Annotated in this window: 11 protein-coding genes; 8 read left to right on the top strand and 3 right to left on the bottom strand. The window is 70.4% G+C overall.

Features of this window, described 5'->3' with window-relative positions; genetic code table 11:
- Positions 1-4 precede the first annotated feature (4 nt).
- A complete protein-coding gene (locus KXJ60_RS19350) occupies positions 5-1036 on the top strand; it encodes an Ldh family oxidoreductase (protein WP_291131614.1) in 1032 nt (343 codons plus the stop codon).
- 15 nt (positions 1037-1051) lie between these two features.
- Positions 1052-1693, top strand: coding sequence for a LysE family transporter (locus tag KXJ60_RS19345; RefSeq protein ID WP_291131612.1), 642 nt, complete (start codon positions 1052-1054; stop codon positions 1691-1693).
- Between the two features lie 22 nt (positions 1694-1715).
- Here the strand turns inward: KXJ60_RS19345 and KXJ60_RS19340 are convergent, their stop codons facing one another.
- Positions 1716-3677, bottom strand: coding sequence for a hypothetical protein (locus tag KXJ60_RS19340; RefSeq protein ID WP_291131610.1), 1962 nt, complete (start codon positions 3675-3677; stop codon positions 1716-1718).
- A gap of 138 nt (positions 3678-3815) precedes the next feature.
- Between KXJ60_RS19340 and KXJ60_RS19335 the strand changes: the two genes are divergently transcribed.
- From KXJ60_RS19335 to KXJ60_RS19325, 3 genes are read left to right on the top strand one after another with little or no spacing between them, the layout of a single operon-like run.
- Positions 3816-4331 (top strand): YbaK/EbsC family protein, encoded by a 516-nt coding sequence (locus KXJ60_RS19335; RefSeq protein WP_291131698.1) that lies wholly within the window; start codon positions 3816-3818, stop codon positions 4329-4331.
- A complete protein-coding gene (locus KXJ60_RS19330; protein WP_291131608.1) occupies positions 4328-4558 on the top strand; it encodes a DUF1289 domain-containing protein in 231 nt (76 codons plus the stop codon). Before KXJ60_RS19335 ends, KXJ60_RS19330 begins: the two co-directional genes overlap by 4 nt.
- Before the next feature lie 23 nt (positions 4559-4581).
- Positions 4582-5250: a 2-hydroxychromene-2-carboxylate isomerase gene (locus KXJ60_RS19325; RefSeq protein ID WP_291131606.1), complete on the top strand. Its 669-nt coding sequence runs from the start codon at positions 4582-4584 to the stop codon at positions 5248-5250.
- Here KXJ60_RS19325 and KXJ60_RS19320 read toward each other — a convergent pair.
- Positions 5247-6314 carry a substrate-binding domain-containing protein gene (locus KXJ60_RS19320; RefSeq protein ID WP_291131604.1) on the bottom strand — a complete coding sequence of 356 codons (1068 nt, stop codon included), beginning with the start codon at positions 6312-6314 and terminating at the stop codon, positions 5247-5249. The two genes, KXJ60_RS19325 and KXJ60_RS19320, sit on opposite strands and share 4 nt — an antisense overlap.
- Before the next feature lie 90 nt (positions 6315-6404).
- Here KXJ60_RS19320 and KXJ60_RS19315 point away from each other — a divergent pair, with 90 nt between their 5' ends.
- The 3 genes from KXJ60_RS19315 to KXJ60_RS19305 all read left to right on the top strand — a co-directional run bounded on the left by KXJ60_RS19315 (position 6405) and on the right by KXJ60_RS19305 (position 11668).
- Positions 6405-8177: an NADH-ubiquinone oxidoreductase-F iron-sulfur binding region domain-containing protein gene (locus tag KXJ60_RS19315; protein WP_291131602.1), complete on the top strand. Its 1773-nt coding sequence runs from the start codon at positions 6405-6407 to the stop codon at positions 8175-8177.
- On the top strand, positions 8174-11137 hold the full coding sequence (locus KXJ60_RS19310; RefSeq protein ID WP_291131600.1) for a molybdopterin-dependent oxidoreductase: 2964 nt from the start codon (positions 8174-8176) through the stop codon (positions 11135-11137). Before KXJ60_RS19315 ends, KXJ60_RS19310 begins: the two co-directional genes overlap by 4 nt.
- A gap of 93 nt (positions 11138-11230) precedes the next feature.
- Positions 11231-11668 carry a universal stress protein gene (locus KXJ60_RS19305; protein ID WP_291131598.1) on the top strand — a complete coding sequence of 146 codons (438 nt, stop codon included), beginning with the start codon at positions 11231-11233 and terminating at the stop codon, positions 11666-11668.
- Between the two features lie 109 nt (positions 11669-11777).
- On the opposite strand, the gene KXJ60_RS19300 is transcribed toward KXJ60_RS19305, so the two are convergent.
- Positions 11778-12875 (bottom strand): ABC transporter substrate-binding protein, encoded by a 1098-nt coding sequence (locus KXJ60_RS19300; protein WP_291131696.1) that lies wholly within the window; start codon positions 12873-12875, stop codon positions 11778-11780.
- Positions 12876-13141 lie beyond the last annotated feature (266 nt).

Raw genomic sequence — 13141 nt, 5'->3', positions numbered from 1 at the left:
CTTCATGCCCCACATCCACTCTGCGGTGTTGCTCGACACCGCCCGGCGCGCCCTCGCCGCTGCCGGCGCCAGCGACACCATGGCGCGGCTCACGGCGCACGCGCTCGTCCAGGCCGATCTGCAAGGGCTGGCCTCGCACGGCGTCACGCGCGTCCCGGCCTATGCGGCCCACCTGCGCAACGGCCGCGCCGACGGCAGCGCCGAGCCGCAGGTGCTGCACGAACACGGCGCCGTGCTGCTCATCGACGCCCGCCAGGGCCTGGCGTACCCGGCGTGCCAGCTGGCGGTGCAGCGCGGCATCGCGCTGGCGCGGCAGCAGGGCGTGGCTTTTGCGGCCATCGCCAACAGCCACCACTTTGGCGCGGCCGCCCACCACCTGCAGCCGGTGGCCGAGGCCGGCATGGTGGGTCTCGCGCTGGGCAACGCACCGGCGGCCATGCCCGCCTGGGGCGGCAAGCGGCCCCTGTTTGGCACCAACCCGATTGCCGCCGCGTTCCCGCGCCCGGGGCACGACCCGTTGCTGATCGACCTGTCGCTGTCCGCCGTGGCGCGCGGCAAGCTGGTGGTGGCCGCGCGCGAAGGCCGCTCCATTCCGCCGGGCTGGGCGCTGGATGCGCAGGGCCAGCCCACCACCGACCCGAAGGCGGGCCTGGCCGGCTCCATGGTGCCGGCCGGTGGCGTCAAGGGCACCATGCTCGCGCTCATGGTCGACCTGCTGGTGGCCACGCTCACCGGTTCGCACTTCGGCTTCGAGGCCGACTCCCTGCTCGACGACGAAGGCCGGCCACCCCGCTTGGGCCAGGTGTTTCTGATCATCGACCCGGCCGCGCTGGCCGGCGGTGCGGTGTATGCCTCGCGCATCGAGTGCCTGGTGCAGACGATGCTCGAGGAAGAGGGTGTGCGCCTGCCCGGTGCGCAGCGGCTCGCCCGCCAGCGCGAGGCCACCACCGTGGAACTGCCCGACGCGCTGTGGCATAAGCTGCAGGCACTCGCCAGCGCCGCACCAGCCGAACAGGCATCATCCAGTCCCCACTGAAGACCTCCGACCCCCATGGACCTGCACATCTGGTTTGCCTATTTCGCCGCCTCCTGGGCGATTGCCCTGTCGCCCGGCTCCGGCGCCGTGCTCTCGATGACGCACGGCCTGGCCTACGGCGTGAAGAAGACCAGCGCCACCATCGCCGGCCTGCAGCTGGGCCTGTCGGTGATCCTGCTCGTGGCCGGCGTGGGGGTGGGCGCGTTGCTGCTGGCCTCGGCCACCGCCTTCACGGTGGTGAAGTTCGCCGGCGCGGGCTACCTCATCTGGCTGGGCATCAAGCAATGGCGTTCGCGCGTGGAGGCGGCGGTGTCGTCGGACGGTGCAGCGCCGTCACCGGTGGGCTTGCCGTCGGCCCGCGAGCGCTTCACCATCGGCTTCCTCACCAACGTCACCAACCCCAAGGGCATCGTGTTCATGGTGGCGGTGCTGCCGCAGTTCATCGACCCCGCGCGCGCGCTGTGGCTGCAGCTGCTGATCTTGCTGGTCACCACGGTGGCGGTCGATCTGGTGGTGATGCATGGCTACGCCTTTCTCGCCTCGCGCGCTCAGGCCTGGCTGGCCACGGCCCGCGCCCGCCGCGCACAGAACCGCGTGTTCGGCGGCGTGCTCATGGCCATGGGGGCGAGCCTGTTGCTGGTCAAGCGCGCTGCCTGAGCGCGGTCGGCGGTTCCTGCGCTCAGCTCGCACTTGGCACGTGCAGCACACAGCACGGCACGCGGGTGTCAAACCAGTCGGTGGTGTTCATGGGCGGGTACGCGCCGGCCTCGTGGCTGGGCGGGCTGGTGCGCCCGGCGCGGCGCCGCCACAGGTGCACCGACACATCGAAGGCGTAACCGCTCTGGCTGCTGCCCGTCACATACAGCGCGACGGCCTGGTGGCTGTCCAGCGGCATGAGCACGTTGTCCACCTCGATGCTGCCCACCCAGGGCAGGCAGCGGTTGTGGAAGTTCGCCACCGCATAGGACCAGTCGGAAGGCCGTGCCGGGCACTGGATCACGCCGCCGTGGCGCTTGCCCATCACCAGCGCTTCGGCGCGCAGCGCCAGGACCAGCTGCGTGTGGAAGCGGCGTTGCACCTGCTCGGTGACTTGCATGTCCTTCACGCCGGCGCGCAAGTCGTGGGCGGCCTTCTCCGCCTGCATGAGCAGGTCGCTCGCGGTGTTGGCGTGGGCTTTGGGGTCGAGGGCCAGTGCGAGCAACCGCGCCCGCAGCGCGTCGTTCTGCGCCGTGACCTGCGGCGGCCACGGCATCAGCGCCAGAAGGTCCTGCAGCTCGTCGCGCAGAAAGCGGGCCGTGGCCGACACCGAGTCGAGCAAGGCGCCCGAGACATCCGCTTCCGTATAGCTCAGTGATTTCGGCGAGGTCTGGGCAGGCGTGAGCGCCTGGCCTTTGACGGGTGAAGGCGCCGGTTTCTGGGGCGGGGCCTTGGGGGGCAGGGGCGTTGCTTTGGGGAGTGCCTTGGCGATCATGCCCGGGTCCAGCTTGCGGGTGGATTCGCCAGTGACGGGGCCATCGATCCAGCTGGCCAGCACATCGAGCGACCAGGCCTGTGTGATCGCGAGGTCGGGTCTGGCTTGACCGGGCGCGATGTCTTGCGCCTTGACGGGTTGGGCGCGCGCCTGCGCGGCACGCGTGGGGGTCATGCGCTGCGACACGCTCTGGGCATCGGCCCGCCACCGGGCCGCCGCCGCGCGGCTTTCTTCGGTGCGCATCTGCCCGAAGTACAGGCCCCGGTCCAGCGCTTCGACGGTGGCGCACATGGCTTGCCGGGACAGGCCGGCGTACTGGGCGCTGGCCGACTGAAGCGGGAGCTCGATGGCGTCGTCCCAGCGGGTGCCGTCGGGGTCCTCACACAAGCGCTCCATCAGCTGCGACACCGCGTCCATCCGGCAGCTTTCATGCACATCGGTGAATGCTTCTGCGCGTTGCAGTGCCTTGAACAGCACATCGAGGCGCTTGCGCTCCACCAGGACCCGGTACCGCCGCATGGTCGTGGCCAGCTCGTTGGCCGGGCGCGTCATGAACAGGCGCAACACCGCATTGCGGTTCTGCCCGGGGTCGCCAGGGTACTGCTGGCACTGCTGACCCGCCTCCAGCATCAGCGCCAAGAGCTCGCTGTAGTGGGGTTCTTTGGCCAGCCCATGCGCGCCCCTCGTCATGTATTCGCGGTAGTCGGCGCAGAGCGCGCGCAGCGTGAAGTCCATGAACACATCGGGGAACACGGTGCCGATGGTCTTGAGCTGCCCCAGTCGCCACATCAACCGTTCGGGTGGTGCTTCAAGGTCGGTGAAGTGGGCGTCGACCACCCGTGCGATCCGTTCGGCGCGCTGCTGGCGTCGGTCAGCAGGCAGCAAATGGTGCTGCTGGGCCATGTGCATTGCGAACTCCAGCCCCTCGTCGACCCCGACATGGTTGACGAGCACGAGGAGGTCTGCCTTGAGTGCGGCGCGAACGGTTTCGTCGAGCCCGGTGAAATGCGGCGAGGTGACGAATTTCACCAGCTGGCCGGCGCCCTGCGCGCGCGCTGCGTTGCTCAGGGTGTTTTCGTCCGGGGACTGGAGGGCGGGCAGCCACATGTGGCAGCTCGAGCCTTTGCGCGCCTTCAGGTCTTGGGGTGTGTAGGTCAGCCAGCCGTACATGGTTCCTCCTTGGCGGGGCTTCACGGTGCGTGACGGCCCTCTGTGTGGCCAAACCAGTATCCTTGCGGGCTTGCCTTTCGCTCTGACCCAATCGTGAGCAATTCATGTTGAAACGCTGTCCCTTTGCCCGTTGCTGCCATGTGTGGTGCTGAACTCAAACCCCTGCCCGACACCGTGCAGCGCGTGGCCCGCGTGCTGCAGGACGCCAGCCACCCGCATGCGCCGGTGATGCTGGACGACGCCGCGCGCACCGCGCAGCAGGCGGCCGATGCGCTGGGTGTGGCCCTGGGCCAGATCGCCAAGAGCATCGTGTTTCGCCGCAAGAGCGACGACGTGGCGGTGCTGGTGGTCACCTCGGGTGATTTGCGGGTGGACGAGAAAAAGGTGCAGGCCCTCGTCTGCGCCGATGGCGGCAAGCTCGGGCGCGCCGATGCCGACTTTGTGAAGGCGCGCACCGGGTTCTCCATTGGCGGTGTCTCGCCGCTGGCCCACGCCACGCCGCCAGTGACGCTGATCGACGCGCAGCTCTCGCGCTTCGACGAGATCTGGGCCGCTGCCGGCCACCCCCACGCGGTGTTCCGCCTGAGCCCTGCGCAGTTGCAGTCGCTCACCGGCGCACCGGTTCACGACGTCACCCTGGACCCCGCTTCATGAGCCTGCCCCTGCCCCTGCCCCCCGTCACCCTGCAAGCCGCGCGCCGCCGCGCGGGCCTGGCCCCCGGCGTGCCCTCGCCCTGCATCTCGGTGTGCAAGATGGACGCCGCCCGCGGCCTGTGCCAGGGCTGCTTTCGCACCATCGACGAGATCCGCGCCTGGAGCCAGTCGGGCGACGCCGCCAAGCTGCTGGTGTGGCAGCAGGTGGAAGCCCGGCAGCTGCCCTGAGCGCCACCGCGCCGGAGATCGACATGCGAGACATCACCTTCTTCTACGACCCGATCTCGCCCTATGCGCACCTGGCGTTCGAGCGCCTGCCCGAGGCGCTCATGGGCCACAGCGTGCAGGTGCGCTACCGCCCGGTGCTGTTCGCCGCCATGCTCAAGGCCAACGGGCAGCTCGGCCCGGCCGAGATCCCCGCCAAGCGCGACTGGACCTACCGCCAGGTGAGCTGGCTGGCGCACCACCACGGGGTGACGCTGGCGATGCCGGCCGCGCACCCCTTCAACCCCTTGCCCCTGCTGCGCCTGGGCCTGGCCACCGCCACAGACGATGCGCCCGGCGAGACCAACCGCTACGTCACCGAGCAGCTGCTGCGCCACGTGTGGCACGGCGGGCAGGACGCCGCCGACCCCGCGCGGCTGGCCGCGCTGCAGGCGCGCTTGCAGGACCACATGGCGCAGCGCGGCAAGCCCTGGCTGGCGCCCGAGAGCGAGGCCGTGAAGCAGCGCCTGCGCGCCAACACCGACGAAGCGCTGGCGCTGGGTGTGTTCGGCGTGCCTTCCATGGTGCTGGACGGGCGCGTGTTCTGGGGCCAGGACGCCCTGCCCATGCTGCGCGCCTGCCTGGATGGCGACACGTGGTTCGACGCGCAGTGGGACGCCGCCGCGCGCACGCCGGTGGGCGTGCAGCGGCGCTAGCCGAACGCGTCGCCCAGCGCCATCACCTGGCCGGTGTGCGCGGCCTCATAGCCCTTGAGCGCCGCCACCCGCGCGCGAAACGCCGGTGAGCGCAGCACCGTGAGCACCGGCCGCAGTTCGGCGCGCTCCAGGGCGTCGGCGGGCAGCGCGAAGAAATAGCGCTCCTTGAGCAAGGGGATGAAATGCAGGCCGAAGCGGTGCGCGGCCGTCTGCACGCCAATGCCCACATCGGCCATGCCGCTGGCCACATAGGCGGCCACGGCGGCATGGGTCAGCTCGGTGTTGTCGTAGCCCGCCACCGAGCGCGGCGCGATGCCTTCGCGCTGCAGCAGCAGGTCGGTGAGCACGCGGGTGCCCGAGCCTTCGGGGCGGTTCACAAAGCGCAGCCCGCGCCGCGTGAGATCGCGCAGCCCGCGCAGCCCCAGCGGGTTGCCGGCCGCCACAAACAGCCCCTGCGTGCGCACCGCCAGCTGCACCAGCCGGTGCTGGTGGCGCTGCAGCCAGGGCAGGTAGCGCTGCGCGGCAGCGGCCTCGAACTCGCCCAGTGGCACATGAAAGCCCGCGAGCTCGCAGTCCCCCTGCGCCAGCGCCGCCACAGCCTCCAGGCTGCTGCGGTAGCGCAGCTCCACCGGCACCTGGCGCGCGGCCAGCTGCTCGCGCAGGGCAGCCACCGCAAAGCCGTGGCTGGCGTGCAGGCGCGGCACCGCGCGCTGGCGGCGCTGCACGCGGCCGAGCTCGCCCTCGAGCTCCGAGGCCAGCGACTCCAGCAGCGGCTGCAGGCGCGCGCCAATGCGCGCGTCGGCCCAGATGAGTTTCTCGCCCAGCTCGGTCAGCGCCGAGCCGCGCCCGCGCCCGCGCACCAGCAAGGGCTGGCCAAACACCTGCTCGGCCTGCTGCAGCAAGCCCCAGGCATGGCGGTACGACAGGCCCAGCTCGCGCCCGCCCTGCGAGATGCTGCCCGAGGCCTGCACCGCCGCCAGCAGGCCCAGCAGGGTGTTGGCATCGAGCGTGACGCCTTCGCCGGGGTCGATGCGCCATTGGGGAGACAGGGTGATGCGCGGCATGGATGCGGGTGCGGAAACGGGGTGGTGGATGCCCGAGTTTATGCAGCTTCAAACATATTAAGAAACCCCATACGGTGCTACGCTGAAACCATGACCCGCACCCCGGCCCCCACGGCCCCCGACACCGCCCCACGCCCGATGAACACCGTGATTCCCATCCGCCCGCTGCAGCCCATGGGCCGGGGCGGGCCGCGCCACACGCCCAAGGGCCGCCAGATATCGCCCGCAGCGCGCGAGCGCGTAGCCGCCCTGTGCGACGGGCTGGCGCCGCGTGCGGACCTGTTGATCGAGCACCTGCACCGCCTGCAGGACGGCGAAGGCGCCCTGCGCCACGGCCACCTGGCCGCGCTGGCCGAGCGGCTGCGCCTGAGCCAGGTCGAGGTGTTCGAGGTCGCGAGTTTCTACCACCACTTCGAGATCGTGGACGATGCCGCCGCCGTGCCCGAGACCGTGGTGCGCGTGTGCACCAGCCTCTCGTGCGCCATGGCCGGTGGCGAGGCGCTGCTCGCCGACCTGCAGCACGCGCTGGAGGGCGACACCCGCGTGCGTGCGCAGGCCGCGCCGTGCATTGGCCAGTGCCATGTGGCGCCGGCCGCGTGCGTGGGCCAGCGGCAACTCGCGCAGGCGAGCGTGGCCAGCGTGCAGGACGCGCTGGCGCGCGGCGACACCGGGCCGCGCAGCCTGGCCACACCCGATCCCTCCCACTTCGCGCAACTGCGCCGCCTGCTCGCTGGCGAGCTGAGCGCCGAACAGGTGCTCGACGAGCTCAAGATCTCCAACCTCCGCGGCCTGGGCGGCGCGGGCTTTCCCGCGTGGCGCAAATGGGAGACCGTGCGCGCACAGCCCGGCCCGCGCCACATGGTGGTGAACATCGACGAAGGCGAGGTCGGCACCTTCAAGGACTGGCAGGTGCTGAGCAGCGCCACCGACGGCGCACCGCAGATGTTCGAAGGCCTGCTGATCGCCGCGCAGGTGGTGGGTGTTTCGCATGCGTGGATCTACCTGCGCGACGAATACCACGACGTGCGCCAGCTGCTCACGCAGGCGCTGGCCGCGCTTGAAGACACCGTGCGCACGCTCGCCGAGCAGCACCCTGGCTACGTGCCGCCGCGCATCGAACTGCGGCGCGGCGCGGGCGCGTACATCTGCGGCGAAGAGTCGGCGCTGATCGAATCGGTGGAAGGCAAGCGCGGCCTGCCGCGCCTCAAGCCCCCCATCGTTGCCATGCACGGCGTGTTTGGCCGCCCCACGCTCGCGCACAACCCCGAAACGCTGTGGTGGCTGCCCCGCATCCTGGAGAAGGGCGGCCGCTGGCTCGCGGGCGAAGGGCTGCGCGGGCGCACCGGCCTGCGGCGCTTCTCGGTGTCGGGTCGGGTGAATCGGCCCGGCGTGCACCTGGCGCCCGCGGGCATCACGCTGCGCGAGCTGGTGGACGACCACGCCGGCGGCATGCCGCCAGGCCACACGCTGTACGCCTACCTGCCCGGCGGCGCCTCGGGCGGCATCCTGCCCGCCTCGCTGGCCGATGTGCCGCTGGACTTCGACACGCTGGCCGACCATGGCAGCTTTGTTGGTTCGATGGCGGTGGTGGTGCTCAGCCAGCACGACACGGCGCGCGGCGCCGCGCTCAACCTCATGCAGTTTTTCGAGCACGAGTCCTGCGGCCAGTGCACGCCCTGCCGCGCCGGCACCACCAAGGCCGTGCAGCTCATGCAGGCCCCGGTGTGGGACGCGCCGCTGCTCGGTGAGCTCTCCCAGGTGATGCGCGACGCGTCCATCTGCGGGCTCGGCCAGGCCGCGCCCAACCCGGTGGACAGCGTGCTGCGCTTCTTTGCCCATGAAGTGAACGGAGCCGCGGCATGAAGACCGATGACCTGCCTCAGAACGCTGCGCCGATTGCATTCACGCTCAACGACTGCGCGGTGGAAGCCGCACCGGGCGAGACCCTCCTGAAGGCCGCGCAGCGCGCCGGTGTCGAGATTCCGCACCTGTGCCACAAGGACGGCCTGCGCAGCCCCGGCAACTGCCGCGCCTGCGTGGTCGACATCGAAGGCGAGCGCGTGCTGGCGCCGTCGTGCTGCCGCGCCCCCACCGCCGGCATGGTGGTGCACACCAACAACCCGCGTGCGAAAGCCGCGCAGAAAACGGTGCTGGAGCTGCTGCTGTCCGATGCGCCCGACACCACGGCGCTCAAGTTCGACAGCGAGCTGGCGCACTGGGCGCAGGCCGCCGGTGCGCAGCCGGGGCGCTTCCCTGCACGTGCCCACTACGCCGTTTGCCCTGAGCCGGTCGAAGGGGTCACCCACACCTCGGCGGGGCTTCGACAGGCTCAGCCCGAACGGATATCGGCTCAGCCCGAACGGATGTTGGCTCAGTCCGAGCGATGGGGTGCTGACACGTCTCATCCCGCCATGACCGTCAACCTCGACGCCTGCATCCAGTGCACGCGCTGCATCCGCGCCTGCCGCGAGACGCAGGGCAACGACGTGCTGGGCCTGGCCTTTCGCGGCGGCCACGCGCAGATCGTGTTCGACCAGAACGACCCGATGGGCGCGAGCACCTGCGTGGCCTGCGGCGAGTGTGTGCAGGCCTGCCCGACCGGCGCCATCGCACCGGCCAACGGCGCGTTTGCCCAGCCCTCTCAGCGGCAGGTGGATTCGGTGTGCCCCTTCTGCGGCGTGGGTTGCCAGCTCACCTACCACGTGAACGACGACCGCATCGAGCACGTCGAAGGCATTGACGGGCCAGCCAACGAAGCGCGCCTGTGCGTCAAGGGCCGCTTTGGTTTTGACTATGCGCACAGCCCCGGGCGGCTCACGCGCCCGCTGATCCGCCGTGCGGGTGTGCCGAAAGACCCGCACGGCGAACTGCGCCGCCTCACGCCCGAGCAGGTGCGCGAGCGTTTCCGCGAAGCCACCTGGGACGAGGCGCTGGACGCCGCCGCCGAAGGCTTTCGCCGCGCCCTGGCCGCCACGCCCGCGCGCGGGCGCCAGAGCCCGGTGGCCGGCTTCGGCTCGGCCAAGGGCACGAACGAAGAGGCTTACCTGTTCCAGAAGCTGGTGCGCACCGCGTTTGGCACCCACAACGTGGACCACTGCACGCGCCTGTGCCATGCCTCCAGCGTGGCCGCGCTCATGGAAGGCCTGGGCTCGGCGGTGGTGACCAACCCGCTGCGCGATGTGCGGCATGCCGACTTCGTGCTGCTGATCGGCGCCAACCCCGCGCAGAACCACCCGGTGGGCGCCACCTGGATCAAGAACGCGGTGAAGAAAGGCATGAAGCTCGTGCTGGCCGACCCGCGCCGCACCGAGCTCGCCCGCCACAGCTGGAAGCACCTGGGCTTCAAGTCCGGCACCGACGTCGCGCTGCTCAACGCGATGCTGCACACCATCGTGTTTGAAGGCCTCACCGACCCGGCGTACATCGAAGCCCACACGCTGGACTTCGCGCAGCTCAAGGCGCACCTGGTGGACTTTTCGCCCGAAGCCATGGCGCCGGTGTGCGGCATCGACGCGGCCACGCTGCGCGAGGTGGCGCGCGCCTACGCCACCGCAAAGAACGCCATGATCCTCTGGGGCATGGGCATCAGCCAGCACACGCACGGCACCGACAACGCGCGCTGCCTGATCGCGCTCTCGCTCGTCACCGGCCAGATCGGCCGCCCGGGCACCGGCCTGCACCCGCTGCGCGGGCAGAACAACGTGCAGGGCGCGAGCGATGCGGGCCTCATTCCGATGGTGCTGCCCGACTACCAGAAGGTGAGCGACCCGCGCACCCGCGAGAAGGCCGAGCGCCTGTGGCAACTCGCGCCGGGCACGCTGGGCAGCGAACCCGGGCTCACGGTGGTGGAGATCATCGACGCCGCCCACCGCCAGGAGATCCGCGCCATGCTGATCCAGGGCGAGAACCCCGCCATGAGCGACCCCGACGCGGCGCATGCCCGCGAAGCGCTGGCCGGCCTGAGCCACCTGGTGGTGCAAGACATCTTCCTGACCGAGACCGCCAGCCTGGCCGACGTGGTGCTGCCCGCCACCGCGTGGCCCGAGAAGACCGGCAGCGTGACCAACACCGACCGCTGCGTGCAGCTCGGCCGCAAGGCCGTGCCCGCACCCGGCGAGGCGCGCGCCGACGCCTGGATCACCGAACAGCTCGCGCGCCGCCTGGGCCTGGGCTGGGCCTACGAGGTGGCTGCCGACGGCACCGCCAGCGCCGACGCGCGCACCGGCATCGGCGCGGTGTTCGAGGAAATGCGCGCGCTCATGCCCAGCATCGCCGGCCTGTCGTGGGCGCGGCTGCAGCGCGACGGCGCCGTGACCTATCCCGTGGCCCACGACGACGACCCGGGCCAGCCGGTGGTGTTCACCGACGGCTTTCCCACGCCCAGTGGCCGCGCCTCGCTGGTGGGCGCGGTGCTCACGCCGCCGGCCGAGCAGCCCGATGCCGAATTCCCGATGGTGCTCATCACCGGGCGCCAGCTGGAGCACTGGCACACCGGCAGCATGACGCGGCGCAGCGGCGTGCTCGACGCGCTGGAGCCCGGCCCGGTGGTGAGCCTGCACCCCGAGACCGCCGCTCGGCTGGGCCTGGGCGCGGGCGACAGTGCGCAGGTGCGTTCGCGCCGCGGTGAGGTGAGCCTGCCGGTGCGCATCGACGACGGCATGCCGCGCAACACCGCGTTCATTCCCTTCGCCTACGCCGAGGCCGCCGCCAACCTGCTGACCAACCCGGCCCTGGACCCGGTGGGCAAGATCGCCGAATTGAAGTACTGTGCCGTGGACGTGCGCCCGCTGACCGCGATGGCGCGCGACACAGCCCGGCATTGACCTGCCTCAACGCGGCAGCGCGTCGGGACTCCTACGATGAACCGCACCACCCCGACGGGTTGGGCGGTTCACATCACCCACCAGGAGAACCCCATGTTCAAGAAAATCCTCGTACCCACCGACGGCTCCGGGCTCGCGGCCCAGGCCACCACCACGGCGGTGCAGCTCGCCGGGAGCCTGAACGCGCAGATCATCGGCGTCAACGTGATCGACCCGTTTCCCTACATCGGCATTGGCGACGCCTCCGCCGTGGGCCTGCAGGCCTACCTCACCGAAGCCAAGAGGGCGGCCGGTGAGGCGCTCGATGCCTCGCGGCAGCTGTGTGAGGCCGCCGGCATCGCGTTTGCGGGCGACACCATCGAGCGCAACGTGGTCTATGAAGGCATCATCGAAACGGCAGAGGCCGAAGGCTGCGACCTGATCGTGATGGGCTCACACGGCCGCCAGGGCGTGAAGGCGCTCATCCTCGGCAGCGTCGCGCAGAAGGTACTGACGCATGCCAAGGTGCCCGTGCTCATCGTGAAGTCGTAGGAGAGCGAAAGGCTCGTCCAGAAGCACCGCGTAAGCGGCTTTGCCGGGCCGCTGGTGCTGCCCCCCTTCCAGGGGGGTGGCGCCGAAGGCGATGCGGGGGGTGTTTCGCTTACCGTCTGAACTTCCCTGACGCGTCGACGATGGAGAGGTCGGCGAAATCCAGGCCGGTGTGGTTGTTCGGGCTGTAGGCCACGGTGAGGCCGCCGAGGTCGTAGCTGCGAAGGCCCTCCAGCGCGTCGCGCAGGGTCACGGGTGTCGGGTTGGCGCCGGCGCGGCGCAGGCCTTCGGTGAGCACCTTGGCGGCGGCGTAGCCTTCCATCATGGCGGGCGACACGCCGTCCAGCCCCTTGGCCTTGGCGAACTCCTGCGCTTCCTTGATCAGCGGGTAGGCCACCGAGCGCTCGTTGGGGAACACCTGCGTCACGATCACGCCGCGTGCGTGCTCGCCGAGCAACTTGATGAAGCCGTCAGACGCGTTGTTGGATAGCGTGACCGCCTGCGCCCGCGAGCCCGCCGCGCGCACGGCCTTGACCGCATTGGCCGTGTTGCCCGCCGAGCCAATCACCATCACGGCCTGCGCATTGCTCTCGTTCACCCGCTTGGACAGCTCGGTGAAATCCGGCTTGTCGCGCGGAAACTTCTCGTGCATCACCGGCTTGAGGTTGGCCTTGGCAAAGCCTTTGAGTGCACCGGCCGCCGAGTCGGCGCCGAAGGAGTCGTCGGTCTCCAGCACGGCAATGCGCGTGATGCCGGTGCTCGCCAGGTGCTCGATGGCCTTGGCAGCCTCGCGCTGGTAGGTGGCACGCACGTTGAACACCCAGGGGTTCACCGGCTCGTGCAGCACCATGGCGCCCGTGCTCGGCCCCACCAGTGGCACCTTGAGCTCGGCCAGGATCGGCAGCAGCGCTTGCGAGTGTGGCGTGCCGCGGTTCAGGAACAGCGCCAGCACCTTTTGCTTGGTGATCAGTTCGCGCGCCACCTCCACCGTGACCTTGGGGTCGAACTTGTCGTCCACCGTGATCAGTTCGATCTTCTGGCCGTTGACGCCACCGCGCGCGTTGATGGTGTCGAAGTACAGCTTGGCGCCTTCGTGGTTCTCTTTCACGCCGGCGGCCACCGAGCCGGTGAAGCCGGAAGGCATGCCCACCCGCAACTGGGCCCAGGCGGGCGCCGACAGGCCGAGCAGGCCGGCCAGGGTCAGGGCCATCCAGGGGCGGGGCGAGAACGTGCGGGTCCATTTCATATGAGCGGGTCTCCATGAGGCGCGCCATGCCTTCGAGGCGCGTGCGGGCGCGATTTCAACCGCGTCCGGTGGCGTGAGGCAGATCCAGCCGACAGAAGGCGGCTCTGGGCTGATCCGTACCCCGTGGAGTATGCATTCGGTGTGGACGAGTGAAGCGCGGTGCCGCCTTGGGCTTGCGCGCATGCCGGTTCTGCGGCGCCGTCAAGCCCTTGCACCCGCCTTTCCGGGGC

The organism is Hydrogenophaga sp. (genome assembly GCF_019264445.1).
In the GTDB taxonomy this organism is placed as follows: domain Bacteria; phylum Pseudomonadota; class Gammaproteobacteria; order Burkholderiales; family Burkholderiaceae_C; genus Hydrogenophaga.
Note: the sequence above shows the minus strand (reverse complement) of the source record. Positions and strands in the feature narration are given on the sequence as shown.

Excerpts from the sequence above, each read along its gene's own strand:
- KXJ60_RS19350 (WP_291131614.1), top strand. The coding sequence starts at position 5 with ATGCCCCACATCCACTCTGCGGTGTTGCTCGACACCGCCCGGCGCGCC.
- KXJ60_RS19345 (WP_291131612.1), top strand. The coding sequence starts at position 1,052 with ATGGACCTGCACATCTGGTTTGCCTATTTCGCCGCCTCCTGGGCGATT.
- KXJ60_RS19340 (WP_291131610.1), bottom strand. The coding sequence starts at position 3,677 with ATGTACGGCTGGCTGACCTACACACCCCAAGACCTGAAGGCGCGCAAA.
- KXJ60_RS19335 (WP_291131698.1), top strand. The coding sequence starts at position 3,816 with ATGTGTGGTGCTGAACTCAAACCCCTGCCCGACACCGTGCAGCGCGTG.
- KXJ60_RS19330 (WP_291131608.1), top strand. The coding sequence starts at position 4,328 with ATGAGCCTGCCCCTGCCCCTGCCCCCCGTCACCCTGCAAGCCGCGCGC.
- KXJ60_RS19325 (WP_291131606.1), top strand. The coding sequence starts at position 4,582 with ATGCGAGACATCACCTTCTTCTACGACCCGATCTCGCCCTATGCGCAC.
- KXJ60_RS19320 (WP_291131604.1), bottom strand. The coding sequence starts at position 6,314 with ATGCCGCGCATCACCCTGTCTCCCCAATGGCGCATCGACCCCGGCGAA.
- KXJ60_RS19315 (WP_291131602.1), top strand. The coding sequence starts at position 6,405 with ATGACCCGCACCCCGGCCCCCACGGCCCCCGACACCGCCCCACGCCCG.
- KXJ60_RS19310 (WP_291131600.1), top strand. The coding sequence starts at position 8,174 with ATGAAGACCGATGACCTGCCTCAGAACGCTGCGCCGATTGCATTCACG.
- KXJ60_RS19305 (WP_291131598.1), top strand. The coding sequence starts at position 11,231 with ATGTTCAAGAAAATCCTCGTACCCACCGACGGCTCCGGGCTCGCGGCC.
- KXJ60_RS19300 (WP_291131696.1), bottom strand. The coding sequence starts at position 12,875 with ATGGCCCTGACCCTGGCCGGCCTGCTCGGCCTGTCGGCGCCCGCCTGG.